This is a genomic window from Streptomyces sp. JHA26, assembly GCF_002005565.1.
In the GTDB taxonomy this organism is placed as follows: domain Bacteria; phylum Actinomycetota; class Actinomycetes; order Streptomycetales; family Streptomycetaceae; genus Streptomyces.
The window spans coordinates 14,460-39,223 of sequence record NZ_BDJC01000042.1 but is presented as its reverse complement, the minus strand read 5'-3'; the positions used below and the strand labels follow the sequence as shown (position 1 = coordinate 39,223).

The following is a 24,764-nucleotide window of genomic DNA, read 5'->3' as shown; positions in this document are numbered from 1 at the left end:
GCGGGCACCCAGTTGATACCCACTGTGCGCTAGTGATCATAACTATCCGTACGCGCGCATCGATCGGCGCACGGCCGCACAAGGGGGCGCATGGCCAATATGGTCAGGGCATGACGACCGAGCCCGAATCCTTCCCCAGACGGCACGCCCGCACCCAGCGGTTCACGCTCGGCGCGCCGCGTGCGTTCACCGTGGCACCCGACGGTTCACGGGTCGCCTTCCTGCGCTCCGGTTCCGGTACGGACCGGGCCAACTCCCTGTGGGTCCTCGACCTCGCGGAGGGCGGGGAGCGCGTCGCCGCGGACCCGCGCGCCCTCCTCGGCGGCGCCGAGGAGCGCCTGTCGCCCGAGGAGAGGGCGCGGCGCGAGCGCAGCCGCGAGGGCGGCGCCGGCATCGTCGGCTACGCCACCGACGCGGCCGTCGAGCTGGCCTCCTTCGCCCTGTCGGGGCGGCTCTTCACGGCCGAGCTGCGGGCGGGCACGGCCCGTGAACTCCCCGTTCCCGGGCCGGTGATCGATCCGCGGCCCTCCCCCGACGGACGGCACGTCGCCTACGTCGCCCGGGGCGCCCTGCGGGTGGTGGGCGCCGAGGGGGACGGGGACAGGGCGCTGGCCGAGCCGGACGCCGAGGGCGTCTCCCACGGGCTCGCCGAGTTCATCGCCGCCGAGGAGATGGGGCGGACGCGGGGCTTCTGGTGGAGCCCGGAGTCCGACCGGCTGCTGGTCGCGCGGGTGGACGACACGCCGGTCAGACGGTGGTGGATCTCCGACCCGGCCCACCCCGAACGTGATCCACAACACGTCCCGTACCCGGCGGCGGGCACCGCCAACGCGGACGTACGACTGTTCCTGACCGGGCTGGACGGGGGGCGCACGGAGGTCCTCTGGGACCGGGCGCGGTACCCGTATCTGGCGCGAGTGCACTGGTCAGCGGCGGGGGCGCCACTGCTCCTCGTACAGGCGCGCGACCAGCGCAGCCAGCTGTACCTGGCCGTGGACACCGCGTCCGGGGCGACCCGGATGGTGCACGCGGACGAAGATCCGGTTTGGCTGGAACTCTTCCCCGGTGTGCCCTGCTGGAGCCCGTCCGGGCAGCTCGTGCGGATCGCCGACGAGGGCGGGGCACGGGTCCTCGCGGTCGGCGAACGACCGCTCACCGGAGCGCAGTTGCACCTGCGGGCGGTGCTGGACGTATCCGCCGACGACGTGCTGGTCTCCGCGTCGGCGGGCGAGGACGCGGCCGACCCGGAGACCGGCGAGGTCCACGTGTACCGGGTGAACGAACTCGGCGTGGAGCGCGTCTCGCGGGAGCCCGGCGTGCACTCGGCGGTGCGCGCCGGGGGCGTGACCGTCCTCGTCTCCGCGACGCTGGACCGGCCGGGGGCCCGGGCGCAGGTGCTGCGGGACGGGAAGCCGGTGGCGACCGTCGCCTCGTACGCCGAACACCCCGGTTCGTCCCCGCGCGTGACGCTCACCCAAGGGGGCGCACGCCGTGTCCCGTGCGCCGTGCTTATGCCGACGGACTACCACGGTGACACCTCCCTGCCGGTGCTCCTGGACCCGTACGGTGGTCCGCACGGCCAGCGCGTGGTGGCCGCGCACAACGCGCACCTCACCTCGCAGTGGTTCGCCGATCAGGGCTTCGCGGTGGTCGTCGCCGACGGGCGGGGCACACCGGGGCGCTCGCCCGCCTGGGAGAAGGCCGTCAAGGACGACGTGGCCGCGGTCGTCGTCCAGGACCAGGTCGACGCGCTCCAGGCCCTCGCCGCCGACTTCCCGCTCGACCTGAACCGGGTGGCCGTGCGCGGCTGGTCCTTCGGCGGCTATCTGGCGGCGCTGGCGGTGCTGCGCCGGCCGGACGTCTTCCACGCGGCGATCGTGGGCGCCCCGGTGACGGACCTGCGGCTGTACGACACCCACTACCAGGAGCGCTACGTCGGTCACCCGGACGAGCAGCCGGAGGTCTACCGCCGCAACTCGGTGATCGACGACGCGGGCCTGGTCGACGCCGCCGAGCCGCACCGCCCGATGATGATCGTCCACGGGCTGGCGGACGACAACGTGGTGGTCGCGCACTCCCTGCGTCTGTCCTCGGCCCTGCTGGCGGCCGGACGCCCGCACGAGGTGCTCCCGCTGTCCGGCGTCACGCACATGACGCCGCAGGAGGAGGTCGCCGAGAACCTGCTGCTGCTCCAGGTGGACTTCCTGAAGCGGTCGCTGGCCTGACACCCGGACGCCGACGGCCGTAACACGCAGGCAACTCCACCGACGCGGTTCCGATATACGGACGCGCGAACCTCGTGGGCGTACGGCCGTGCGGGTGCCGTGAGCGGGCCGGGGCGCACCATCTCACCCCGGCCCGCCCCCGCCCTCCCCGTCGGCCTCGGGCGGGACCACCTGCTTCTCCTCCGCGAAGTGGCACGCCGAGTCGTGCGCGGCGGGGCCGGAGACGTCCCGGAACCCGGCGGGCACCGCCAGCGCCGGCACCTCCAGGGCGCACCGCTCCCGCGCCTTCCAGCAGCGGGTGCGGAAGCGGCAGCCGGAGGGGACGTTCGTCGGGGAGGGCACGTCTCCGGCCAGGATGATCCGCTCGCGGTGTTCCCGGGCCTCCGGGTCGGGCACCGGCACGGCGGACAGCAGGGCCTGGGTGTAGGGGTGCGTGGGGTGGTCGTAGATCTCGGCGTCGCGGCCGGTCTCCACGATGCGGCCGAGGTACATCACACCGACCCGGTCCGAGATGTGCCGGACGATCGACAGGTCGTGGGCGATGAAGACGTACGAGAGGTCGAACTCGTCCTGGAGCCGGCCCATCAGGTTGACGACCTGCGCCTGGACCGAGACGTCGAGGGCGGAGACCGGTTCGTCCGCGACGATGATCTCCGGACGCAGGGCGAGTCCGCGCGCGATGCCGATGCGCTGGCGCTGTCCGCCGGAGAACTGGTGCGGATAGCGGTTGACGTACTCCGGGTTCAGGCCGACCACGTCCAGCAGGTGCTGGACCCGTCTGCGCCGGTCGCCCTTCGGGGCCACCTCCGGGTGGATGTCGTAGGCCTCCCCGATGATGTCGCCCACCGTCATCCGGGGGTTGAGGGAGGTGTACGGGTCCTGGAAGACCATCTGGATGTTGCGGCGCACGGACTTGAGGGCCCTGCCCGACAGGCGGGTGATGTCCTCGCCCTTGTAGCGGATCTCCCCCGCCGTCGGCCTCTCCAGGTTGACCAGCATCCTGGCGACCGTGGACTTGCCGCAGCCGGACTCGCCGACGATGCCCAGGGTCTCGCCGCGTCCGAGGTCGAAGTCCACGCCGTCGACCGCCCTGACCGCGCCGACGTGCTTCCTGAAGAGGATGCCGGAGGTGAGCGGGTAGTGCTTGACCAGCCCGCGGACCTGCAGGATCGGCTCAGCCATGCAGGCACTCCCTCCAGAAGTGGCAGGCGCTGCCCCGCTCGGCGTCGGACCACTCCGGCTCCGTCACCTCGTACAGCGGCGGTACGTCGGTGCGGCAGACGTCCCGGGCCATCGGGCAGCGGGGGTGGAAGGCGCAGCCCGGCGGGATGCGGGTGAGGTTGGGCGGCAGGCCCTTGATGGCGCAGAGCTCCCGGCCCTTGTGGTCCAGGCGCGGGATCGACTCCAGCAGGCCGCGGGTGTACGGGTGCGCCGGGGCCTTGTAGAGGTCGTGGACGGGCGCCGTCTCCACGATCCGGCCCGCGTACATCACGGCGATCCTGTCGGCGACGTCGGCGACCACGCCCAGGTCGTGGGTGATGAGGATCAGGCCCATGCGCAGCTCGCGCCGGAGTTCCGCGAGCAGGTCCATGACCTGGGCCTGGACGGTGACGTCGAGGGCGGTGGTCGGCTCGTCGGCGATGATGAGCTTGGGTTCCAGGGCCATCGCCATCGCGATCATGATGCGCTGGCGCATGCCGCCGGAGAACTGGTGCGGGTACTGCTTCACCCGCTCCCCGGCGGCGGGGATGCGCACCCGGTCCATCAGCTCGACCGCCTTGGCGCGGGCGTCCCTGCGGGACATGCCCCGGTGCACGGTGAACATCTCGGCGAGCTGGTCGCCGACGGTCAGGACGGGGTTCAGCGACGACAGCGCGTCCTGGAAGATCATCGCCATCTCGGCGCCGCGGATCCTCCGGCGTTCCTCCTCCTTCAGCCCCAGCAGGTCCCGTCCCTCGAAGAGGACCTCGCCCGCGGTGATCCGGCCGGGCGGGACGTCGAGGATGCCCATGACCGCCTGGGCGGTGACGGACTTGCCGGAGCCGGACTCGCCGAGGACGGCCAGGGTCTCGCCGGCGTCCACGCCGTAGCTGACGCCGTTGACGGCCTTGGCGACGCCGTCGCGGGTGTGGAACTCCACGTGTAGGTCGCGCACTTCGAGCAGCATGGCGGCGGCTCACCTCAGCTTCGGGTCGAGGGCGTCGCGCACCGCGTCGCCGAGCATGATGAACGCGAGGACGGTGACGGCCAGGGCGCCGGAGGGCCACAGCAGCGCGTGCGGGGCGTTGCGGACGTAGGGGGCGGCGGCGGAGATGTCGATGCCCCAGGAGACGCTGGGCGGCTTCAGGCCCACGCCGAGGAAGGACAGGGTCGCCTCCAGGGCGATGTAGGTGCCGAGCGCGATGGTCGCCACGACGATGACGGGGGCGACGGCGTTGGGCGCGATGTGGCGCAGCAGGAGGCGGGAGTGGGAGGCGCCGAGGGCGCGGGCGGCCTGGACGTAGTCGTTCTGTTTGGCGGTGATGACGGAGCCGCGGGCGATGCGGGAGATCTGCGGCCAGCCCAGCAGCACGATGAAGCCGATGACCGGCCAGACGGTGTTGCTGGTGATGACGGAGAGCAGCACCAGGCCGCCGAGGACGACGGGGATCGCGAAGAAGACGTCGGTGATCCGGGACAGGACCGCGTCCCCCGCCCCGCCGAAGTACCCGGCGAGCCCGCCGAGCACGCTGCCGAGGACGGCCACCCCGAGCGTGGCGAGGACGCCGACCTCCACCGACGTCCGGGCGCCGTGGACGGTGCGGGTGTAGACGTCGCAGCCCTGGCCGTTGAAGCCGAAGGGGTGGCCGGGCTGGGGGCCCTCCTGGGCCTTGGCCAGGTCGCACTGGAGGGGGTTGCCGGAGGCGATCAGGGAGGGCCAGGCGGAGATGACGACGAGGAAGAGGATCACCAGGCCCGAGACGATGAAGACGGGGTTGCGGCGCAGGTCGTGCCAGGCGTCGGACCACAGGCTGCGGGCCCGTGCGCCGGAGGCGGCCGAGGGGTCCGGCCCCCGGGGGACGGCGCCGTCGGGGTTCTGCGAGGGCTTCTCCAGCACGACGGCCTCACCGGTGCCGAGGTCCGGCGTCCCGCCCGCGCCGGTCCCGGCGATGACGCGTTCGGGCTCGTAGGACTCCTGCTCAGACATAGCGGATCCTCGGGTCGAGTACGGCGTACAGGAGGTCGACGACGAGGTTGGCGACCAGGAAGACGAGGACCAGGACGGTGACGAAGCCGACGACGGTCTGCGTGTTCTGGCGCAGGATGCCCTGGTAGAGCTGGTAGCCGACGCCGTGGATGTTGAAGATCCGCTCGGTGACGATGGCGCCGCCCATCAGGGCGCCGATGTCGGTGCCGATGAAGGTGACGACCGGGATGAGGGAGTTGCGCAGCAGGTGCCGGGTGATGATCCGGTGGCGGGGCAGGCCTTTGGCGACGGCGGTGCGGACGTAGTCGGAGCGCCGGTTCTCGGCGAGGGAGGTGCGGGTCAGCCGGGTGACGTACGCCAGGGAGACGGAGGCGAGGACCAGGCCGGGGACGATCAGCTCGTCGAAGGGGGCGGCCGTGGAGACCGCCGGGTCGATCCAGCCCCACTTGACGCCGAGCAGCAGCTGGAGCAGCAGGCCGGTGACGAAGGTGGGGACCGAGATGACGACGAGGGTGAGCAGCAGCACCCCGGTGTCGACGGGGCGTCCGCGGCGCAGGCCGGTGACGACGCCGAGCGCGATGCCGACGACGACCTCGAGGACGATCGCCACGATCGTCAGCCGGACGGTCACCGGGAACGCCGTCCCCATCAGCTCGGTGACCGGCCGGCCGTTGAAGGCGGTGCCGAAGTCGCCGGTGAAGACGTTGCCCATGTAGGTGAGGTACTGCTGCCACACGGGCCTGTCGAGGCCGAACTCCTTGCGCAGCCGGGCCGCGGTGGCCGGGTCGCACTCCCGGTCGCCGCACAGGCCCGCGATGGGGTCGCCCATCACGTTGACCATCAGGAAGATCAGCAGCGTGGCCCCGATGAAGACCGGGATCATCTGGAGCAGCCGCCGGACGACGTACCGTCCCATGGCGCCTCCTCAGCCGACCTTGATCTGGTTGTAGACGGGGACGCTGAAGGGGTTGAGCTCGACGTCGGACAGCCGCTGCGAGTAGCCGGCGCTGCCGTTCTGGTACCAGAGCGGGATGGCGGCCATGTCGTCCCGCACCACCTCCTCGGCCTGCTGGAAGGTCCGGGCGGCCCGGGCGGCGTCGGTCTGGCCGTTGGCCTCGTCGACGAGGCCGTCGAACTTCTCGTTGGACCACTTGCCGTCGTTGGAGGAGGCGTTGGTGTAGTAGAGCGGCTGGAGGAAGTTCTGGATGAGCGGGTAGTCCATCTGCCAGCCGGCGCGGAAGGGGCCGCTCATCTTCTTGCCGGTGATCTGGTTGCGGAAGTCGGCGAAGGTGCCGACCGGGTTGCCGACGCAGGCGCGGTCGTCGTCCAGGGCGTTGTTGATGGAGTTGCAGACGGCGTCGACCCACTGCCCGTGGGAGCCGGTGTCGGCGTTGTAGGTGATCCTGACCTGGCCGCCGGGCAGGCCGCCGCCTTCCTCGATCAGCTTCTTGGCCCGCTCGGGGTCGTACGTGCAGGCGTCCCCGCACAGGCCCGGCTTGTAGCCGCCGTCCGCGCCGAGGACGGGTGAGGTCCAGTCGGTGGCCGGGGTGCGGGTCTTCCGGAAGATGGTGTCGGTGATCTGCTTGCGGTCGATCGCCATGGACAGGCCGGTGCGGACCTTCTCGGAGCCGGGCTTGTTCCAGTCCTCGTCGTAGTAGGGGAAGGCGAGGGTCTGGAGGATGCCGGCGGGGGTGTTGACGTACCGGTCGCCGAGGTCCTTCTCGACGTTCTTGAGCTGGGCGGCGGGGATGTCGTCGACGAGGTCGAGGTTGCCGGCCATCAGGTCGGTGTAGGCGGTGTTGTTGTCGGTGTAGACCTTCAGGTCGACGCCGTCGTTCTGCGCCTTGTCCGGGCCGGGGTACCCGTCCCACGCGCGCAGGGACATCTGGGCGCCGCGGGCGTAGGTGTCGACCCGGTACGGGCCGTTGCCGACCGGCTTCTTCAGCCAGGCGTCGTGGTCGTCGAAGAACGCCCTGGGCAGCGGGGCGAAGGCCGGGTAGCCGAGGGTGTCGGGGAAGGACGAGAACTTCTGGCTGAGCCTGACCGTGAAGGTGCGGGGGCCGGTGACCTTCAGCCCGGAGAGCGTGTCGGCGCTCTGCCCGCCGCCGTCCTCGGGGTGCACCTCGTCGTAGCCGTCGATGTACGCGAAGAAGTACGCGTTGCGCTGGTTGTTCTTCAGGCTGGCGCCGTAGTTCCAGGCGTCCACGAAGGACTGGGCGGTCACCTTCTCGCCGTTGCTGAAGGTCCAGCCGTCCTTGACGGTGACGGTGAAGTTCTGCGAGTCGGAGGTGTCGATCCTCTCGGCGAGCATGTCCTTCGCCTCGCCGGTCCTCGGGTCGTACTTCTTCAGCCCCCGGAAGAGCATGTCGAGGACCTTGCCGCCCTGCACCTCGTTGGTGTTGGCCGGCTCCAGCGGGTTCTGCGGGTCGCCCCAGGAGGAACTGAGCACGGCACCGCCGTCCGAGCCGCCGCCGCTCCCGCAGGCCGTCACCGCGAGGACCGCCGCCGCCGCGCATGCGGCCCATGTGGCGTGCGTGACTCCGCGCATGGAGTGCCTCCCAGTGCCTGACTCGTCCGCCGGTCCGTTCTCGGCCAGCATCGGGGGGCGGGTCCCGTGGCGCACATCCGCCCGGTCCGTACGGGTTCGGGGGGTCCTCCGGACGGACGTACGGCGGGAGGGTGCCGGGCCCGCGCCCGGCGGCACACGAAGGACCGGGGGCGGGAGGTGTCCTCCCGCCCCCGGTCCACGGGTCGTCAGGTCCCCGGCCGCCGGGGCCGGAACCGTCGGGTCAGCTCTTCGAGACGCCCGCCTCGTCGTCGGGGCCGTCCTCCAGGGCCGCGAGGGCCGGGTCGAGGACGATGTCCTCGGCACGGGCCTCGACGGTCGGCTCCTCCGGGAAGTGGCAGGCCGTCAGGTGACCGGCCCTGCTGCCCTCGATACGGACGAGCGGCGGCTCCTCGGTCGCGCACTTGTCCTGGGCCTTCCAGCACCGGGTGCGGAAGCGGCAGCCGGACGGCGGGGAGATCGGCGAGGGCACGTCGCCCTGGAGGCGGATGCGCTCCTTCTTCTCCGCGTCGATGTCCGCGTCCGGCACGGCCGACAGCAGCGCGTGCGTGTACGGGTGGCGGGGCCGCTCGTAGAGGGAGTCGCGGTCCGCGATCTCCACGATCTTGCCCAGGTACATCACCGCGACGCGCTGCGAGAAGTGCCGCACGATCGACAGGTCGTGGGCGATGAAGACGAAGGCGATCCCCATCTCCCGCTGCACCTCCTGCAGCAGGTTCACCACCTGGGCCTGGATCGACACGTCGAGGGCCGAGACCGGCTCGTCGGCGATGATCAGCTTCGGCTCGAGCGCGATGGCGCGCGCGACGCCGATGCGCTGGCGCTGGCCGCCGGAGAACTCGTGCGGGAAGCGGTTGTAGTGCTCCGGGTTGAGACCGACGATCTCCAGGAGCTCCCGGACCCGCTTCTCGCGGCCGCCGGGCGGGTTGATCCCGTTGATCTCCATCGGGCCCGAGATGATCGTGCCCACGGTCTGCCGCGGGTTCAGCGACGCGTACGGGTCCTGGAAGATCATCTGGATCTCGGACCTGATCGGCGCCAGCTGCGACCGGTTCGCGTGGCTGATGTCCTGCCCGTTGTACTCGATGGTGCCCTCGGTGGGCTCGTACAGACGGGTGATCAGCCGACCGGTCGTCGACTTGCCGCAGCCGGACTCGCCGACGAGGCCGAGGCTCTCCCCCGCGAAGACCTCGAAGTCGAGGCCGTCGACGGCCTTGACCGCGCCGACGGTGCGCCGGATCGGGAAGCCGCCCTTGATCGGGAAGTGCTTCTTCAGGCCCTTGACCCGCATGAGGGGTGTGCCGCCGCCGTCCCGCTGCTGCGGGAACGAGTCGGCGACCGCCGTGTTCGTCTTGCTGTTGTCGCTCATGGTGATGCCCCAGTCGCCGGTTTCCGCTCAGCCCAGCCGGGGCTGAATCGTCTCGATGAACACCTGCTGCCGCTGTTCCCCCGTCAGGTGACAGGCGGCCGCGCGGCCCGGGGCGAGCGTCGGACGCTCACCCGAGCAACGGCCCCCGGAGACCTTGTCGGTGAACGCGCACCGCGGGTGGAACGCGCAGCCCGAGGGCGGGTTGAGCAGCGAGGGCGGCGATCCGGGGATCGGCATCAGCGGCTCGTCGACGTCGGAGGAGAGCCTCGGCATCGATCCCAGCAGGCCCCAGGTGTACGGGTGCTGCGGCGACTTGAGCACCTCACGCGTGGTGCCGCGCTCGACCGCACGGCCGGCGTACATCACCATGATGTCGTCGGCCATGTTGGCGACCACGCCCAGGTCGTGGGTGATCATGATGATCGCGGAGCCGAACTCCTGCTGCAGGTCCTTGAGCAGGTCGAGGATCTGCGCCTGCACCGTCACGTCGAGGGCCGTGGTCGGCTCGTCGGCGATCAGCAGGTCGGGGTCGCAGGCGAGCGCCATGGCGATCATGGCGCGCTGCCGCATACCGCCGGAGAACTGGTGCGGGTAGTCGTCGACCCGCTGCTGCGGGTGCGGGATGCCCACCTTCTCCAGCAGGTCGATGGCGCGCACCCGGGCGTCCTTCTTGGAGGCACCGGTGTGCTTCATGAAGGGCTCGCCGATCTGACGGCCGATCGTGTAGTACGGCGACAGGGCGGTCAGCGCGTCCTGGAAGATCATCGCCATCTTCATGCCGCGCAGCTTTTCCATCTGCTTCTCACTGGCGGTGGTCAGCTCCTGACCGTCCAGCGTGATCGACCCGTCGATGGCGGTGTTCTTGCGGTTGTGCAGGCCGAGGACGGCCAGGTTGGTCACCGACTTGCCGGAGCCGGACTCGCCCACGATGCCGAGCGTCCGGCCGCGCTCCAGGTCGAAGGAGAGTCCGTCCACCGCCTTGACGATGCCGCCCTCGGTGGAGAAGTGGACCTTGAGGTCGCGCACCGAGAGGAAGGCGTCCCCCGCGGCGGCGGCCGGTGCCTCTTCGGGCTTGGTCTGAGTGGTCACGGTGGTTCTCCTAGGACAGGCGCACGCGCGGGTCGATGACGGCGTACAGGGCGTCCACGATCAGGTTGAAGACGATGATGAGTGCGGCGCTGACCAGCATCACGCCCATCAGCATCGGCAGGTCCTTGTTGGTGACGGAGTCGAGCGCGAGCCGGCCGAGTCCGGCCAGGCCGAAGGTCAGCTCGGTCACCATGCCGCCCGACAGCAGCGAGGACAGGTCGATGCCGAGGATGGTGATGATGGGGATGAGGGAGCCGCGCCAGGCGTAGCGGAAGAAGGTGTAGTTGGCCGACATGCCCTTGGCGCGGGCCGCCTTCACGTGTTCTTCCTGGAGCTGCTCGATCATCGACGAACGGCTCATGCGGGTGTAGTTGGCGGTGAAGATCGTCGCCATGACGATCCAGGGGATCAGCAGCCCCATGAACCAGCCGCCGAGGTCCTCGGAGAACTCCACGTACTTCGGCTTGTCCAGCCAGCCCGTGTTGTAGACCAGGAACAGCAGGACCAGCGGGCCGAGGAAGTAGATCTGCATCGAGCTGATCACCAGAGAGCCCGAGCTGAACGTCTTGTCCAGCCAGGTACCGCGGTTCTTCGCGGCCAGCATGCCGGCGCCGAGACCGACGATGAGGAAGACCACGAGGCTGCCGACGGTCAGCGAGAGCGTCAGCGGGAAGCGGTCGACGATCGTGTCCCAGACGTTCTGGTTGTTCGCGAAGGAGACGCCGAAGCAGGGCGCGGCGCAGTGACCGACGGCGAAGTCACGGCCGGCGAAGATGCCGACGATGAAGTTCCAGTACTGGACGGGGACCGGTGAGTCGAGGCCGAGGTTCTTGTGGATGATCGCCAGCGCGTCCGGCGTGCAGTTCTTGCCACAGGCCAGCATGGCCGGGTCCTGCGGGATCGCGAAGAACATGAAGAACGTGAACGCACTGATCAACAGCAGAATCAGCGCCGCGCCGAACGTCCGGCGAATGAGGAATTGAAGCATGGCAGGCAGCTGCTCTCAGGACGGCGGCAATCGGTTGGGGAGGTCTGGAAGGGGATCCGGGCCCCGGTGGTGGGCGCTCCGCCGCGCGCCCACCACCGGTTTCCCGACAGGGCGGATTACTTCTTGAGGAAGATCCGGGTGACGTCCACGTAGCTCGAGTCGGAGCTGTAGCGGATGCCGCCGATGTTCGAACCGAAGATCTGGAAGACCTTGGTGTAGTAGATCGGCGCGGCCGGGTTGATCTTCTCGGTGATGTACGTGCTCAGCTCACCCCACGCCTTGGTGGCCTCGGCGGTGTCGGTGATCTTCTGGATCCGCTTGATCTCCGAGTTCACGTGCGGGTCGTTGATGTGCGAGTAGTTCGACGCGCCGTCCTGGATCTGCGTGCCGTCGTACACCGGCGGGAAGACCGTGGACGCCGACGGCCAGTCCTGGCCCCAGCCGGTCATGTACAGGTCCAGGCCGTTCTTGACCTTGCCGACCTGCTCGTACCAGGTGGCGGCGTCGATCTCCTTCTTCTGGACGTCGAGGCCGATCTTGCCCAGGGCGTCGGCGATCAGGACGGCCTGCTGCTGACGGACCGGCGTGTTGGCGTAGGCGTAGACGAGCTTCTTGCCCTCGAAGCCGCCTTCCTTGATCAGCTTCTTGGCGGCCTCGATGTCACCGTTGGGCTTCTTGGCGCGGTTGAACGGGTCGTACGTCTCGTCGTAGCCCGGGGTGGTGGGCGACATCAGCGAGTTGGCGACCTCGCCGCCGTAGGCACCGCCGTCGGCCTTGAAGACCGAGGAGGCCGGCAGGGCCAGGGCGATGGCGTCACGGAGCTTCTTGTCCTTGACGCGGTCCAGGTTGAAGTTGAGCTGCCACACGTAGGGCGCGTAGCCCTGGATCGTGCGGTTGGTCATGGCGTCCTTGTTGCTGACGACCTTCTGCAGCTGCGTGGTGGCGACCTGGCCCGTGAACATCATCGCGTTCTTGGCCGCACCCTGGTCGGCGAGCAGGGTCTTGGTCTGGTCCTCGTCATCGTGGTTCATCTCGATGTCGAAGCCGTCCACGTACTGGTGGCGCACCGAGTCGGACTTCGGGTCCCACTGGGTGTTCTTGACCAGCTTCATCGACTTGCCCGGCTTGAAGTCCGCGATCTTGTAGGGACCGCTGGCGACCGGGTCGGTGTCGTACTTCTCCTTGGTGTCCGTCTCCTCCGGGACGACGCTGTAACCAGGCATGGTCAGCATCTGCGGGAGGTCGGGCTGCGCCTCCTTGAAGTGGAAGACGACCGTCTTGTCGTCCGGCGTCTCCAGGACGTTGTCGGGCAGGTGCTTGCCCTTGTCCGGACCCGCGTACGCCTTGCGGTAGGTGGTGCCGGCGCCGGACAGCCACTGCTGGAGGTAGGTCGGGCCGTCGGTGATGTAGTTCGCGTACAGGCGCTCGACCGTGTGGCGGATGTCCGCCGAGTTGATCGGGTTGCCGTTCTCGTCCTTCAGGTTGTCCTTGAGGGTGTACGTCCAGGTCTTGCCGCCGTCGGACGCCTTGCCCGCGTCGGTGGCGAGGTCGCCCACGACGGTCAGGTTGCCCTTGTCGTCCTCGGAGTACTGGGTCAGGCCGCGGTAGATGAGGCGGCTGAGCAGCTTGCCGTCCGAGACGTAGATCTGACCCGGGTCCAGGTGGGAGAAGTCGTCCTCCTGGTACACGGTCGCGACGCCGCCGGGCTTGGCACCCGGGACCTCGGGCGCGGGACCGGTCGATGCCTGGGCGTCACCGATCTGCACAGGCTTGGACTGCGACGCGGCGTCCTTCTTGCTCTTGCTGTTGTCCTTGGCCGAGCTGCCGCTGTCGCCGCCGCCGCAGGCGGTGAGGGTCAGGGCGCCCGCCGCCACCGCGACGAGCGCGGCCGTAGCGGTGCGGTTTCGGAAGATGCTCATGGAGTCGAATCCACCTGCCTGTGAGTAGTGAGCACTGCTGGTACGTGGCCGGAGAACGGGCCGTGTGGCACCGGGCCCGACCGGGGGCAGAGCGAGGAGTCCCCGTGGGGGCTCAGCGGCCCGTCTTGGGATCGAAGGCGTCCCGGACGGAGTCGCCGAGGAGGTTGAAGGCCACGACGAAGATCACCATGGCGATGCCGGGGAAGAGCATGTAGTACGGGTCCTGCTCCACGATGTTCGCGCCGATGGCGAACATCCGGCCCCAGTCCGGCGTGGGCTCGACGTACCCGACGCCCACGAAGGAGAGGAAGGCGATGCTCAGGATGGTGCTCGGCAGCGTCAGCGTCGCCTGGACGAGCGTAGGCGTGACGATGTTGGGCAGCAGTTCCTTGCGGATGATGCGCCAGGACGAGGCGCCGGAGATGCGTGCCGCCTCGACGAACTCCCGGTCGCGCAGGGACAGCGTGGCGGCCCGGACGATGCGCGCCATGCTCATCCAGCCGAGGAAGGACATCACGATGATGATCGCGCAGGTGCGCACGTAGGTGGGCGTCTCCTCGTCCGGGGCGACGAACACCGTGGTGATGACGGGCATCGCGGCGACGAAGAACAGCTGGCTGGGCAGGGCCATGAAGAAGTCGGTCACCCGGCCGAGCCAGTAGTCGGTCTTGCCGCCGAAGTAGCCTCCGGCGAGGCCGATCAGGACACCCAGGATCGTCATGATGAGCGTCGCGGCCATCGCCGTGGCGATCGAGGTCCGCATGCCGTACAGCAGCTGGGTGAAGACGTCGCGGCCCAGACCGGGCTCGATGCCGAACCAGAACTCGCCGTCGATGCCGCCGGCGGGCTTCGCCGGCATGGTGAACATGTCCAGGAGGTCGGGGTTGTCCTGGCCGTAGAGCGTATACGGGTTCTTGCCGTACACCTTCGCGATCAGCGGCGCCGCCGCCGCGACGACGAAGAAGAACAGGACGACGAAGGCGGAGACGACCCCGGTCCGGTCGCGCTTGAAGCGACTCCACATCAACTGCCCGGGGCTGCGCCCCTCCGACTTCTTCGACTCCTTGGCGTCACCCTGCGGTGCGCCCTCTTTGTCCAAGACGGAAGAGGCTTCTGCACCCTCAATCTCGATTGGACTCGTCATGATTCGTCCATTTCACAGGTGTTGGAGACCGCCGGGAGTGCACGAGTGGTCCGACGGCCTTCGCACGGCGTATGTCATTCGAAGCGCGCGAGGGGAACAACGACTTGGGGAACCCGCCCTCGAGGAGCCCTGGCTCACGGCCGGCACCGGCCGGCCACGGGAGCGAGCCGTCAAGGAAGTCCGCGCCACCGGATCGCCACCGCGGCGAAGGCGACGGAACCGAACCCATCCACGGGACCTGCACCTGCCGCCGGGGACGACACGGCCCATATGGCGCTCGTGGCACCTCGCATGGGTTCCTCCTCATGAATCCGCTGGTTCACCGCAAAGAGGAGCACACGACAACTTCCGGCCCCGTCACCGGTGCCTGAGATTCGTCAAGTGCCCCCGCGCTCGCGAGTCTGCGCCGTCAGCGCGTGACCCGTTCATACGAGCTCTACGCGCCTAACTATCTGCCATTCGCCAGGGACCGAACCACACTCTCGAGGTCTCGGTTCGATCACAGATAGGGCCTAGATCTTCCAAAATCCGGACAAAGGGTTTGGTGAGAGATCACTGCGAAACGGACTTGTTACACATCTATCGGGAGCCGGTGCCCGCATAGCGGACACCTGTGTCAGGAAAAGGGATTGCGAGTAACGTGCCCGCCGTGCAGGGTGCCCACAGGCATGTCCGGCCCTCGGCACGCTCCGTGCACGGGCCCGTCGGCCTCGGTGACGCGGACCCCGCCCCACCGGCCCGTACGACCGCGTGACTTGCGGGCAGGGTAGTGCGCATCGGGCCCCCGGACGGCACCCCGTCACGAAATAGAGGGTTTTCCCTACGCTTTCACGAGCCTGCCCGGAGCCCTCCTCCAGAGCATCGCACCCAAGACGCGAAAACGGCGCCGGGCACCCCTCGGAAGGGGTGCCCGGCGCCGTTCGACGGTGTGGGTCAGCCGTGCTTGGCGCGGCTCGCGGCGCGGGCGCGCTCACGGGCGTCCAGGTTCACCTTGCGGATGCGGACCGCCTCGGGGGTCACCTCGACGCACTCGTCGTCGCGGCAGAACTCCAGCGACTGCTCCAGCGACAGCTTGCGCGGCGGCACGATCGACTCGGTCACGTCGGCCGTGGAGGACCGCATGTTGGTGAGCTTCTTCTCCTTGGTGATGTTGACGTCCATGTCGTCGGCGCGGGAGTTCTCGCCGACGATCATGCCCTCGTACACCTCGGTGCCGGGCTCCGTGAAGAGCACGCCGCGCTCCTGGAGGTTCGTCATCGCGAACGCGGTGACGGCGCCGGCGCGGTCGGCGACCAGCGAGCCGTTGTTGCGGGTCGTCAGGGTGCCGAACCACGGCTCGTGGCCCTCGTGGATGGAGTGGGCGATGCCGGTGCCGCGGGTCTGGGTCAGGAACTCCGTGCGGAAGCCGATGAGGCCGCGGGAGGGGACCACGAACTCCATGCGGACCCAGCCCGAGCCGTGGTTGGACATGTTGTCCATGCGGCCCTTGCGCACGCCCATGAGCTGCGTGACGGCGCCCATGTGCTCCTCGGGCACGTCGATCGTCATGCGCTCGACGGGCTCGTACGTCTTGCCGTCGACCTCCTTGGTGACGACCTGCGGCTTGCCGACGGTCAGCTCGTAGCCCTCGCGGCGCATCTGCTCGACCAGGATGGCGAGCGCCAGCTCACCGCGGCCCTGCACCTCCCAGGCGTCCGGGCGGTCGGTGTCCAGGACGCGGAGCGAGACGTTGCCGATCAGCTCGCGGTCCAGGCGGTCCTTGACCTGGCGGGCGGTGACCTTGCGGTCCTTGACGGCCGCCTTGTTGTCGGCGCCCTTGCCGGTGGCGCCGCGGCCGACCAGCGGGGAGGTGTTGGTGCCGATGGTCATGGAGATCGCGGGCTCGTCCACCGTGATCAGCGGCAGCGGAACCGGGTTCTCCGGGTCGGCCAGGGTCTCGCCGATCATGATGTCCGGGATGCCGGCGACCGCGCAGATGTCACCGGGGCCGGCCTTCTCGGCGGGCTTGCGGGTGAGCGCCTCGGTCATCATCAGCTCGGAGATCCGCACGTTCTGCACGGACCCGTCGCGCTTCATCCAGGCGACGGTCTGACCCTTCTTCAGCTCGCCCTGGTGCACGCGCAGCAGCGCGATGCGGCCGAGGAAGTTGTCGGCGTCCAGGTTGGTGACGTGGGCCTGGAGCGGGGCGCCCTCCTCGTAGGTGGGGGCCGGGATGTGCTCCAGGATCGTCGAGAAGAACGGCTCCAGGCTGTCCGAGTCGGACGGGACCGTGCCGTCCTCCGGCTTGGTGAGGGAGGCGACGCCGTCGCGGCCGCAGGCGTAGACGATCGGGAACTCGATCTGCTCCTCGTCGGCGTCCAGGTCGAGGAAGAGGTCGTACGTCTCGTTGACGACCTCGTCGATCCGGGCGTCCGGCCGGTCCGTCTTGTTGATGCAGAGGATGATCGGCAGCCGCTGCTGGAGCGCCTTGCGCAGCACGAAGCGGGTCTGCGGCAGCGGGCCCTCGGAGGCGTCCACGAGCAGGACGACGCCGTCGACCATCGACAGACCGCGCTCGACCTCGCCGCCGAAGTCGGCGTGGCCGGGGGTGTCGATGATGTTGATCGTGATCGGCTCGCCGCCGTCCTTCGGGTGGTACTTCACCGCCGTGTTCTTGGCGAGGATCGTGATGCCCTTCTCACGCTCCAGGTCGTTCGAGTCCATCATTCGGTCGTCGACGGAGTCGAGCTGGTGCGCGGCGAAGGCACCGGCCTGCTTGAGCATCCCGTCGACAATGGTGGTCTTGCCGTGGTCGACGTGGGCGACGATGGCGACGTTGCGGATGTTGTGACGCGTAACAGACACAGCCATGTGTGGCGTACTCCCGGAGGGTGTGAGGACGGCCCTCGCGGACGTCCGTGTCACGCGGGCCTGCCGGGCGGTACGTGCCACGGCCTCACCCCATGGTACGGGGCCGCGGGGGCAGGGGCTTGCCGGGCCGTGGCCGGGGGCCGGGAGCGCCCGCTCAGGACGACGGGCCCGCCGATCGCGGTGCGCCCTCGGCGCCCTTCTTCAGGAAGCCCATGTCCTCGTAGACCGGGGTCTGGAAACCGAAGGCCCCCGCGTTGACGAGGTTCTTGCGGACGGCGGTCAGCTGGGGGCGCTGGTAGAGGGGCAGGGAGCCCGCCGCCGCCCAGATCCGCGCGTCGGCCTTGCGCAGCAGGTCGCGGGCCTCCTCCTCGTCCAGCGTGGCCAGGGCCTGGTCGAAGAGCTGGTCGACCTGGTCGGTGCCGACCCGGGTGTAGTTCTGCGCGACGTTCAGGGAGCCGTCGGCGGCCGGGACGGGCTTGGCGTAGATGGGGCGGGCGTCGGTGGCGGGGAAGGCGGTGGCCGGCCAGGAGTAGAGCGCCAGGTCGTACTCGCCGGAGGCGATGTGGTCCTTGAAGTAGCTCTCGTCGGGGACCCGGGTGACGTCGGTGCCGATGCCGACCTTCTCCAGCATGCCGGAGATGCGGTCGGCCACGGTGCGCAGCGCCTCGGAGCCGGGGCCGGTGGGGAGCACGAAGCGCAGGGTGAGGGCCTTGCCGTCCTTGGCCAGCGGCTTCACCGCCGAGCCCGCCGGGGCGGCGGTGCCCTTGGGGGCGTAGGCGCCGGGGGCGCCGCCCCGGGCGGTGTTCTTCCCGCTCCGGTGCTTCTCGCCGCTCTCCTGGTCGGTGTCGTCGTTCTTGTCGTCCTCGCCGACGATGTAGGTGCCGTCGTCGTCCTCGGACTCCTCCCCGCCCCCGCCCTCCTTGTTCTCCTTGCCTTCCTCGCCGTCCTTGTTCTTCTTGCCGTCCTCGTCGTCCTCGTCGTGCCCGGACTTCTCGCCCTCGGCTCCGGCCGCCTTCTCCCCCTTCTCCTGCTGGTCCACGGGCCCGCCGGACACCCACCCGGCGTCCGCGAGGAGGGCGCGGGCCTCCTTGACGTCCTGGCCGCCGAGCGCCCCGCTGCTGTCGGCGTACACGGGCTGGCCGGCCAGGGCGAGGTGGCTGCCCACAGGCTCGGCGGGCAGGCCCAGCGGCTCCAGCACCGCCTTGGCCAGGGCCCTCCGGTCCAGGGCGCGGGCGACGGCGCGGCGGACGCGCTCGTCGGCGAGGGGGCCGTCGGCGCCGTTGAGGGCGAGCTGGGTGTAGGCGGGCTCCAGCGACTTGCGCAGCTCGAACCCGCGCAGGGCCTGCTGCCTGCGCCGCTTCTTCTCCGCCGCCTCCCGGCGCTCCTCGCGGGCGAGGGTCTCCTCGTCGGCCGCCTCCTCGTCGGAGCCGTTGGCGACGGCCCAGGAGCGCAGCTCGTCGGCGGCGGACCGCTTGCCGTCCGCCGTGGCCGACGGGGTGCCGGCGGGGGTGCCGCTCGCGCCCATCACCGGGGTTCCGGTGGCCGCGTCGCGGGGGCCGGCGGCCAGCGTCACCTCCTCGGCGGTGTCCGGGTCGATCTCGGCCAGGTCGACCTTGCCGGCGGCCAGCGCGGAGACCCGCTTGTCGCGCGGCACGGCGCGCAGCACGATCTCGGAGAGCTTGGGCTGGTCGCCCCACCAGCGGGGGTTGCGGGTGAGGACGACCTCGTCGTCCTCGGTGTCGACCTTCTTGAGGGCGAAGGGCCCGGCGGTGACCGCGAGCTTGCGCCGGGCTCCGTCGTTGAAGGAGTCCGGGGTGCCCATGACCTCCTTCGGGTACAGCGGCGTGAACAACGACTTCCAGTCGGCGTAGGGCCGGCTGAAGGTGACCTTGACCTCCAGGTCGTCGTCGCCGCGCTCGATCTTCTCGATGCGGTCGTAGCCGGCGTTGCGCGCGGTCCAGTAGGCGCTGTCCTTGCCGGACAGGGCGCGCCACTGGGCGGCGAAGTCGGCGGCGCCGATCTCCCGGCCGTCGCTCCAGACGGCCTGCTGGTCGAGCCGGTAGAGGACGACCTGCTTGGGCTCGGTGTCGACGACCTTCGCGGATTCCAGGTAGTCGGGGTTGCGCACCGGGCGGCCGGTCGCGTCCGTCCGGTACATCGAGGGCAGTACGGCCTGCGCGACGCGGACCGTGGTGGCGTCGGCGTCCGACTGGAAGGTGTTCAGGGTGTCCGGCACGGAGTCCACGGCCCAGTGCAGGGTGCCGCCGTCGGCGATCCGGGCGCGGGCCGCGGGAGCGATGTCCTGCCCGGCGAGCGGCTTCCCGGAGGAGTCGTCGGAGCTGCAGCCGGCCAGTGCGGGGAGCGCGAGCACACCCGCAGTGAGGAAGGCGACCGAGCGCGTGACCGCGCGGGGTCCGACGCCGACGTGGGACATCTCTGCTACCTCCGGAAGGCCGCGGGGTGGTGATCACGTCCGGGGTGATCAGGTCCACGATGATCGCTCTTGCGGTATTTGGAGTTGATCATTTGTATCCGTGCGATATGCGGCCACTGAAGAGGAAACGGTTCGGCGACGCGGGGAGACACGGCGGTGACGGTGCGCAAGGCCACCCGTGCGGCGCAACGCACCGCCTCGCGTACCGGTACGCCCCGGGCGATCGGTGCACGTCCCTTCCCCGCGGCAGGCGTGACGCGCGACACTCGCAGGCGCATGAACGTCGCCGTCCAGGGCCGACCGGGTGCCGGGCCCCACGGAAGTGAGGTCACGTCATGTCCGTGCACGACGACCTGTCGTCCCTCCAGCGCTGCCTCGACGACCTGTCCCGGTCGGTGAACCGCCTGGCGCAGCGGCTCGGTGGCGACGGCCTGGAGATGCGCCGGGTCCGCACCGACGCCGACCACCTGCGGGAGAGCGTCGCGCTGCTGCGGGCGGCGGCCGCCTCACCCGACGCGGCGAAGCGGCCCGACCTCGTCCCGATCCCCGACACGCCGTACGACGGCTCCCTGTGGACGGACTCGGACGACGAGGGCCTCGGCGCGCGCGACCGCCGCGCCCCCTGACACCGACCCGGAGCCGACCCGTGGCCACTGGAACGGAACCACCCGACACGGACCCGCGTTCCCACGGAGGTCTGCCCCGAGGGGACCAGGATCACGGACACGCGCTGTTCCCCCTGAAGGAGCGGGCCGTGGACCGCGAGTACGGCCCGCCGGTGTGGCTGGGGTCGAAGATCGCACGGCGCCGGCCCGACCGGGCTTAGCGCACCCAGCCGTCCCGGTACGCCGTCCAGTCCTCCTCCGTCGCCGCGAAGTCGATGTAGGCGGCGACGCCGAAGCGCTCCCGGTCGGCGTCCGTGCGGGACAGGCCCAGGCGGACACCGCGGACGGCGGCGGCGACGGTCTCCGCGTGCGCCCAGTGGCCGAAGCGGTTCTCGTGGTAGAAGGGCAGGCCCATCAGGAGGTGGGTCGTGGGCGGGGTGACCTCCAGCGCCAGTGAGGTCTGTTGGGCGACGTAGCCGCCGTACAGGCTCTCCAGGGGCTGCATGGTGTCGTACGACATGACGGCGATCTGGTCGACGCGGCGGGCGACCTGACCGAAGAACTCCTGCGACCACCACTTGGGGTGCCCGGCGACCGTGCCCCAGAAGGAGTGGAAGGCGGGGAGCGGGTCGATCTGGTGGGCGGCCACCGAGAGCTGCGCGTCCTCGGCCCGGGTCACGGCGCGCAGGTCGTCCAGGAGGGACAGGTAGTTCCGGTCGCCGGAGTGGAGCGGCTCCAGGTCGAGGTGGACACCGTCGTAGCCGACGTCCAGGACCTGGCGGGCCGAGCGGACGACGGCGGCCCGGGTGGCGGCCCTCTCCAGCCGCATGCCGTCGGGGCTCTCGGTGGCGAGGACGTCGCCGAGGAAGGCCTGGACGCGGACGCCGGGCAGCTCCCGGTGCACGCCGTCGATCAGCCAGCGGGCCCTGGGGTAGAGGGACTCGGGCAGCGTGCCGTCGTGTTCCATCGGGCCGGTGTGGACGTACAGGTCGCGGATTCCGGTGGTCTTGAGGCTGCGGGCCAGCGCGGTGAGGTCCGCGTCCTTCTTGCGGCCGTCGACCCAGGCGTGGCCGAGCCACATCGCGTCGCGGTTGCGGGTGTAGGTGCCGTCGGCCGGGTCGCCGATGTAGTTGATGCGGAGGGCGGTCTCGGCGGTGAGGAGGGGGAGGAGCAGGACGAGGAGGACGGCGAGGGCGGTGCGACGGACGCGGCGGAGCCGTCTTTTCCGTCCCGCGGTCCCGTCCGCCGCGGTCCCGGCCGCCGCCTTCCCGCCGTCGTCGTCCGTACGGCTTTCGTCGTCCGTGCGGCTTTCGTCGGCGGCTGCCGGGTCGGTGGTTCCCGGGTTCGTGCGCGGCTCCGTGTGTTCCACGGCGCTCCCCTCCCTGTGGCCGTCCCCGGTCGCGGTGGCCGGATCCGGCGCGTACGCTCCGAGCGTGTTGCCCGTGGGGACGACTCGAACCGGTGTTCCGGTTGCGGTCCGGGGTGCGGCGCGATGATCTCCGCCGACCTGGTGCCGCCCCTGGCCACGGCCGGGGCGGCGCTGCTGCTGGCCGGGTACGCCCGGGCACGCCGCACCCGGCGGGCCCGGACGCGGACGACACCGGGGCGCGTCAGAAGAGGCTGAGCAGGGCCTCCGCCGGGTCGGCCAGCTGGGTGTCCGCGCCCGGCAGGGGCAGTTCGAACCACACCGTCTTCCCGCGCGGCGTACGGCGTGAGCCCCAGGCCGCGCTGAGCAGACCGACCAGTTGCAGGCCACGTCCGCCCTCGTCGGTGTCACGGGCCCGGCGCCGGCGGGGCTGGACCAGGCCGGAGTCCCAGACCTCGCACACCAGGGTGCGGTCGAGCAGGAGGCGGAGCCTGATCTCGCCCTCGCCGTACCGGAGCGCGTTGGTGACCAGCTCGCTGACCAGCAGCTCGGTGGTGTCGACCAGGGGTTCCATGTCCCAGCTGAGCAGCTGTGCCCGCGCGTATTCGCGGGCCCGGCCCACGCTGCGCGGTTCGCGCGGCAGGGTCCAGTCGCCGACGGACTCGGCGGGCAGGCCCTGGACGCGGGCCATCAGCAGGGCGATGTCGTCCTCGCCGTGGTGGGAGCCGAGGGTGTTGAGGACCTGGTCGCACACGTCCTCCAGGGGACGCGTGGGGTCGGTGAGGGCGCCCACGAAGGCCTGGAGGCCCTCGTCGAGGGGGTGGTCGCGGCTCTCGACCAGACCGTCCGTGTAGAGCGCGAGCAGAGCGCCCTCGGGCAGTTCGACCTCGACCTCCTCGAACGGCTCGCCGCCGACTCCGAGCGGCAGGCCCGGCGGGACGTCCAGCATCAGCGCGGACTCGCCGGGCTCGACCAGGACGGGCGGCAGGTGGCCCGCGTTGGCGAAGGTGCAGCGCCGGGTCACCGAGTCGTAGACGGCGTAGACGCAGGTCGCCAGGTAGACCTCCGAGAGGTCCTTCTCGCGGGGGCGGCGGGCGGCGCGCGTCGCCTGCTGGACGCCTCCGGGGGCGCCGAGGCCGCGGGCGATCTCGTCCAGGTGGGAGAGCACCTCGGCCGGCTCGAGGTCGAGCTGCGCCAGCGTCCGTACGGCGGTGCGCAGTTCGCCCATCGCGACGGCGGCGCGCAGTCCGCGTCCCATGACGTCGCCGACGACCAGGGCGGTGCGGTGGCCGGGGAGTTCGATGACGTCGAACCAGTCGCCGCCGACCTCGCTGGGCCGGCCGGTGGCCGCGCTGCCGGGCAGGTAGCGGCAGGCGATGTCGAGTCCGGAGGCCTCCGGGTCGCCGGGCGGGAGCAGGGAGCGCTGGAGGATCAGCGCGCGTTCGTGCTCGCGCCGGTAGAGGCGGGCGTTGTCGATGCAGACGGCGGCCCGCGCCGCCAGTTCCACGGCGAGGTCGCGGTCGCGGTCCCCGAACGGCTCGCTGCCCTTGGTCCGGGCGAACTGCGCGAGTCCCACGACCGTGTCGTGGGCGACCATGGGGACGGCCAGTGTGGACTGCACGAGACCGCCGTCCTCGGCGGGCACGGTGCGCGGGCGGGCCGTGCGCAGGGCGTCCGCGCAGGGCGAGTTGAACGGGTAGTGGTGGACGGCGCCGAGCTTGACCCGCTCGCCGGAGTCGTGGAAGGGCCCGTCGGAGACGGCGCTGGAGAAGGCGACGCGGCGCAGTTCGGCGCTGCCGTCGGCGAGGCCGGGCGGTGTCTCGTCGCCGGCCAGCAGGCCCTGGTAGAGGTCGACGGTGGCCAGGTCGCAGAAGCCGGGGACGACGACGTCGAGGAGTTCGCGGGCGGTGGTCTCCAGGTCGAGGGAGTTGCCGATGCGGGCGCCGGCGTCGTTGAGGAGGGCGAGGTTGCGCCGGGCGGCGGCGGCCTCGCGGGCGGCGGCGCGGCGGGCGGTGATGTCGGTGCCGAGCCAGGCGATGCCGATGGGCCGGCCCGAACCGCTGTGCACGCGGTAGAGGTTGACGGACCAGTGGCGGCGCTCGTCGGAGCCGGGCACGAAGCCCGTGACGTGCATGTCGGTGATGGACTCGCCGGTCTCCAGCACCCGGCGCAGGGTGGCGGACACCCGGTCGGCCTCGGCGCGCGGCAGGTAGTCGTGGACGCCCTTGCCGCGGTGGTCGTCGGGGGTGCCGCCGAAGATGGAGGCGAACCGCTGGTTGGCGCGGCGGACCCGCAGGTCGGGGTCGATCAGCAGGAACCCGAACGGAGACTGGCCGAAAATGGCCTGCGACGCGGCGAGGTCGGTCTCGATGCTGCGCAGGGTGCGGACGTCGACGACGATGCAGACGGCGGCCTTCTCGCCGTCCTCCGTCCGCGTCGGCATGACGTACACCTCGGCGAGCCCGCGCGGCCCGCGGCGCTCGCGCCCCCCGCCCTCGGCGCGGACGGCCGGTGCCCGGAAGGGGACCACGCCGGTCCACTCGCGCCCGTCGAGGATCTCGGCCATCTTGCGCTGGCCCCGGGCCCGCAGGTCGGGGTCGATGAACGTCTCGATGGGGTCGGTGCCGACGGCGTGTTCGGCGGGGATGCCGAGCAGTTGCTCGGCGCGGAGGCTCCACTGGTCGACGAGGCCGTCGGGGCCGATGGAGAAGGACGCGACCTTGATGTAGTCGTACATGGAGCCGGGCGGGCTGCTCTGCCACACGGCGTCGCCGGACGGCACGTCACCGGACGGGCCGCTGCCGGCTCCGGTGCCCGTCGCGCTCCGGGCCGCGCCCGTGGCGCCGGCCCGGACAGCGTCCGACGGGCCCTCGGACTCCGTGGCCCTCGCTGGTATCTCGCTCACGCGAACCGTCCCCTCCAGCTCACCACGCCCGGCACCGGTCACCGGGGGCGGCTGCCCGCAGTATCCAGCACTACGGCGCCGCACAACACGGTGTTCACGATCACAGCACGGTCCCGA

The 24,764-nt window shown here is 70.6% G+C and carries 17 protein-coding genes and 1 pseudogene; 4 read left to right on the top strand and 14 right to left on the bottom strand.

Translation table 11 applies throughout. From position 1 onward, the window contains the following. Positions 1–110 precede the first annotated feature (110 nt). A complete protein-coding gene (locus JHAT_RS23665) occupies positions 111–2,225 on the top strand; it encodes a prolyl oligopeptidase family serine peptidase (protein WP_077800273.1) in 2,115 nt (704 codons plus the stop codon). A gap of 123 nt (positions 2,226–2,348) precedes the next feature. Here the strand turns inward: JHAT_RS23665 and JHAT_RS23660 are convergent, their stop codons facing one another. From JHAT_RS23660 to JHAT_RS23605, 12 genes are all read right to left on the bottom strand, one after another. Next, complete coding sequence (locus JHAT_RS23660) at positions 2,349–3,407, bottom strand: ABC transporter ATP-binding protein (protein ID WP_077800272.1); 1,059 nt, start codon at positions 3,405–3,407, stop codon at positions 2,349–2,351. Beyond that, entirely contained in the window at positions 3,400–4,392 is a 993-nt protein-coding gene (locus JHAT_RS23655; RefSeq protein WP_077800271.1) for an ABC transporter ATP-binding protein, read from the bottom strand. The genes JHAT_RS23660 and JHAT_RS23655 overlap by 8 nt, the downstream gene beginning before the upstream one ends. A 9-nt stretch (positions 4,393–4,401) precedes the next feature. Next, positions 4,402–5,412, bottom strand: coding sequence for an ABC transporter permease (locus JHAT_RS23650; RefSeq protein ID WP_077800270.1), 1,011 nt, complete (start codon positions 5,410–5,412; stop codon positions 4,402–4,404). Next, on the bottom strand, positions 5,405–6,328 hold the full coding sequence (locus tag JHAT_RS23645) for an ABC transporter permease (protein WP_077800269.1): 924 nt from the start codon (positions 6,326–6,328) through the stop codon (positions 5,405–5,407). Before JHAT_RS23645 ends, JHAT_RS23650 begins: the two co-directional genes overlap by 8 nt. A 9-nt stretch (positions 6,329–6,337) precedes the next feature. Beyond that, entirely contained in the window at positions 6,338–7,960 is a 1,623-nt protein-coding gene (locus JHAT_RS23640; protein WP_077800268.1) for an ABC transporter substrate-binding protein, read from the bottom strand. 241 nt (positions 7,961–8,201) lie between these two features. After that, complete coding sequence (locus JHAT_RS23635; RefSeq protein WP_077800267.1) at positions 8,202–9,347, bottom strand: ABC transporter ATP-binding protein; 1,146 nt, start codon at positions 9,345–9,347, stop codon at positions 8,202–8,204. Between the two features lie 27 nt (positions 9,348–9,374). Beyond that, entirely contained in the window at positions 9,375–10,436 is a 1,062-nt protein-coding gene (locus tag JHAT_RS23630; RefSeq protein ID WP_077800266.1) for an ABC transporter ATP-binding protein, read from the bottom strand. 10 nt (positions 10,437–10,446) lie between these two features. Beyond that, the gene (locus JHAT_RS23625; protein WP_077800265.1) at positions 10,447–11,424 is read right to left on the bottom strand and encodes an ABC transporter permease; all 978 of its coding nucleotides are present in this window, start codon (positions 11,422–11,424) and stop codon (positions 10,447–10,449) included. Positions 11,425–11,540: 116 nt separating this feature from the next. Continuing rightward, positions 11,541–13,343 (bottom strand): ABC transporter substrate-binding protein, encoded by a 1,803-nt coding sequence (locus JHAT_RS23620; RefSeq protein ID WP_077800264.1) that lies wholly within the window; start codon positions 13,341–13,343, stop codon positions 11,541–11,543. 112 nt (positions 13,344–13,455) lie between these two features. Continuing rightward, complete coding sequence (locus tag JHAT_RS23615; protein ID WP_077800263.1) at positions 13,456–14,487, bottom strand: ABC transporter permease; 1,032 nt, start codon at positions 14,485–14,487, stop codon at positions 13,456–13,458. Between the two features lie 933 nt (positions 14,488–15,420). Further along, entirely contained in the window at positions 15,421–17,337 is a 1,917-nt protein-coding gene (typA, locus tag JHAT_RS23610; protein ID WP_077800262.1) for a translational GTPase TypA, read from the bottom strand. A 154-nt stretch (positions 17,338–17,491) separates the two neighbouring features. Further along, positions 17,492–19,771, bottom strand: coding sequence for an ABC transporter family substrate-binding protein (locus JHAT_RS23605; protein ID WP_077800261.1), 2,280 nt, complete (start codon positions 19,769–19,771; stop codon positions 17,492–17,494). Between the two features lie 335 nt (positions 19,772–20,106). Here JHAT_RS23605 and JHAT_RS23595 point away from each other — a divergent pair, with 335 nt between their 5' ends. Next, positions 20,107–20,397 (top strand): hypothetical protein, encoded by a 291-nt coding sequence (locus JHAT_RS23595; RefSeq protein WP_077800260.1) that lies wholly within the window; start codon positions 20,107–20,109, stop codon positions 20,395–20,397. A gap of 51 nt (positions 20,398–20,448) precedes the next feature. Beyond that, a pseudogene (locus JHAT_RS35005) lies at positions 20,449–20,597 on the top strand (succinate dehydrogenase/fumarate reductase iron-sulfur subunit); the annotation flags it as partial. On the opposite strand, the gene JHAT_RS23590 reads toward JHAT_RS35005, so the two are convergent. Continuing rightward, positions 20,594–21,745 (bottom strand): glycosyl hydrolase family 18 protein, encoded by a 1,152-nt coding sequence (locus tag JHAT_RS23590; RefSeq protein ID WP_077800259.1) that lies wholly within the window; start codon positions 21,743–21,745, stop codon positions 20,594–20,596. The pseudogene JHAT_RS35005 and the gene JHAT_RS23590 overlap by 4 nt on opposite strands. Positions 21,746–21,868: 123 nt before the next feature. Between JHAT_RS23590 and JHAT_RS35780 the strand changes: the two genes are divergently transcribed. Continuing rightward, the gene (locus JHAT_RS35780) at positions 21,869–22,000 is read left to right on the top strand and encodes a hypothetical protein (protein WP_290439814.1); all 132 of its coding nucleotides are present in this window, start codon (positions 21,869–21,871) and stop codon (positions 21,998–22,000) included. Here the strand turns inward: JHAT_RS35780 and JHAT_RS23585 are convergent. Beyond that, positions 21,987–24,689 carry a SpoIIE family protein phosphatase gene (locus tag JHAT_RS23585; RefSeq protein WP_375603584.1) on the bottom strand — a complete coding sequence of 901 codons (2,703 nt, stop codon included), beginning with the start codon at positions 24,687–24,689 and terminating at the stop codon, positions 21,987–21,989. The two genes, JHAT_RS35780 and JHAT_RS23585, sit on opposite strands and share 14 nt — an antisense overlap. Positions 24,690–24,764 lie beyond the last annotated feature (75 nt).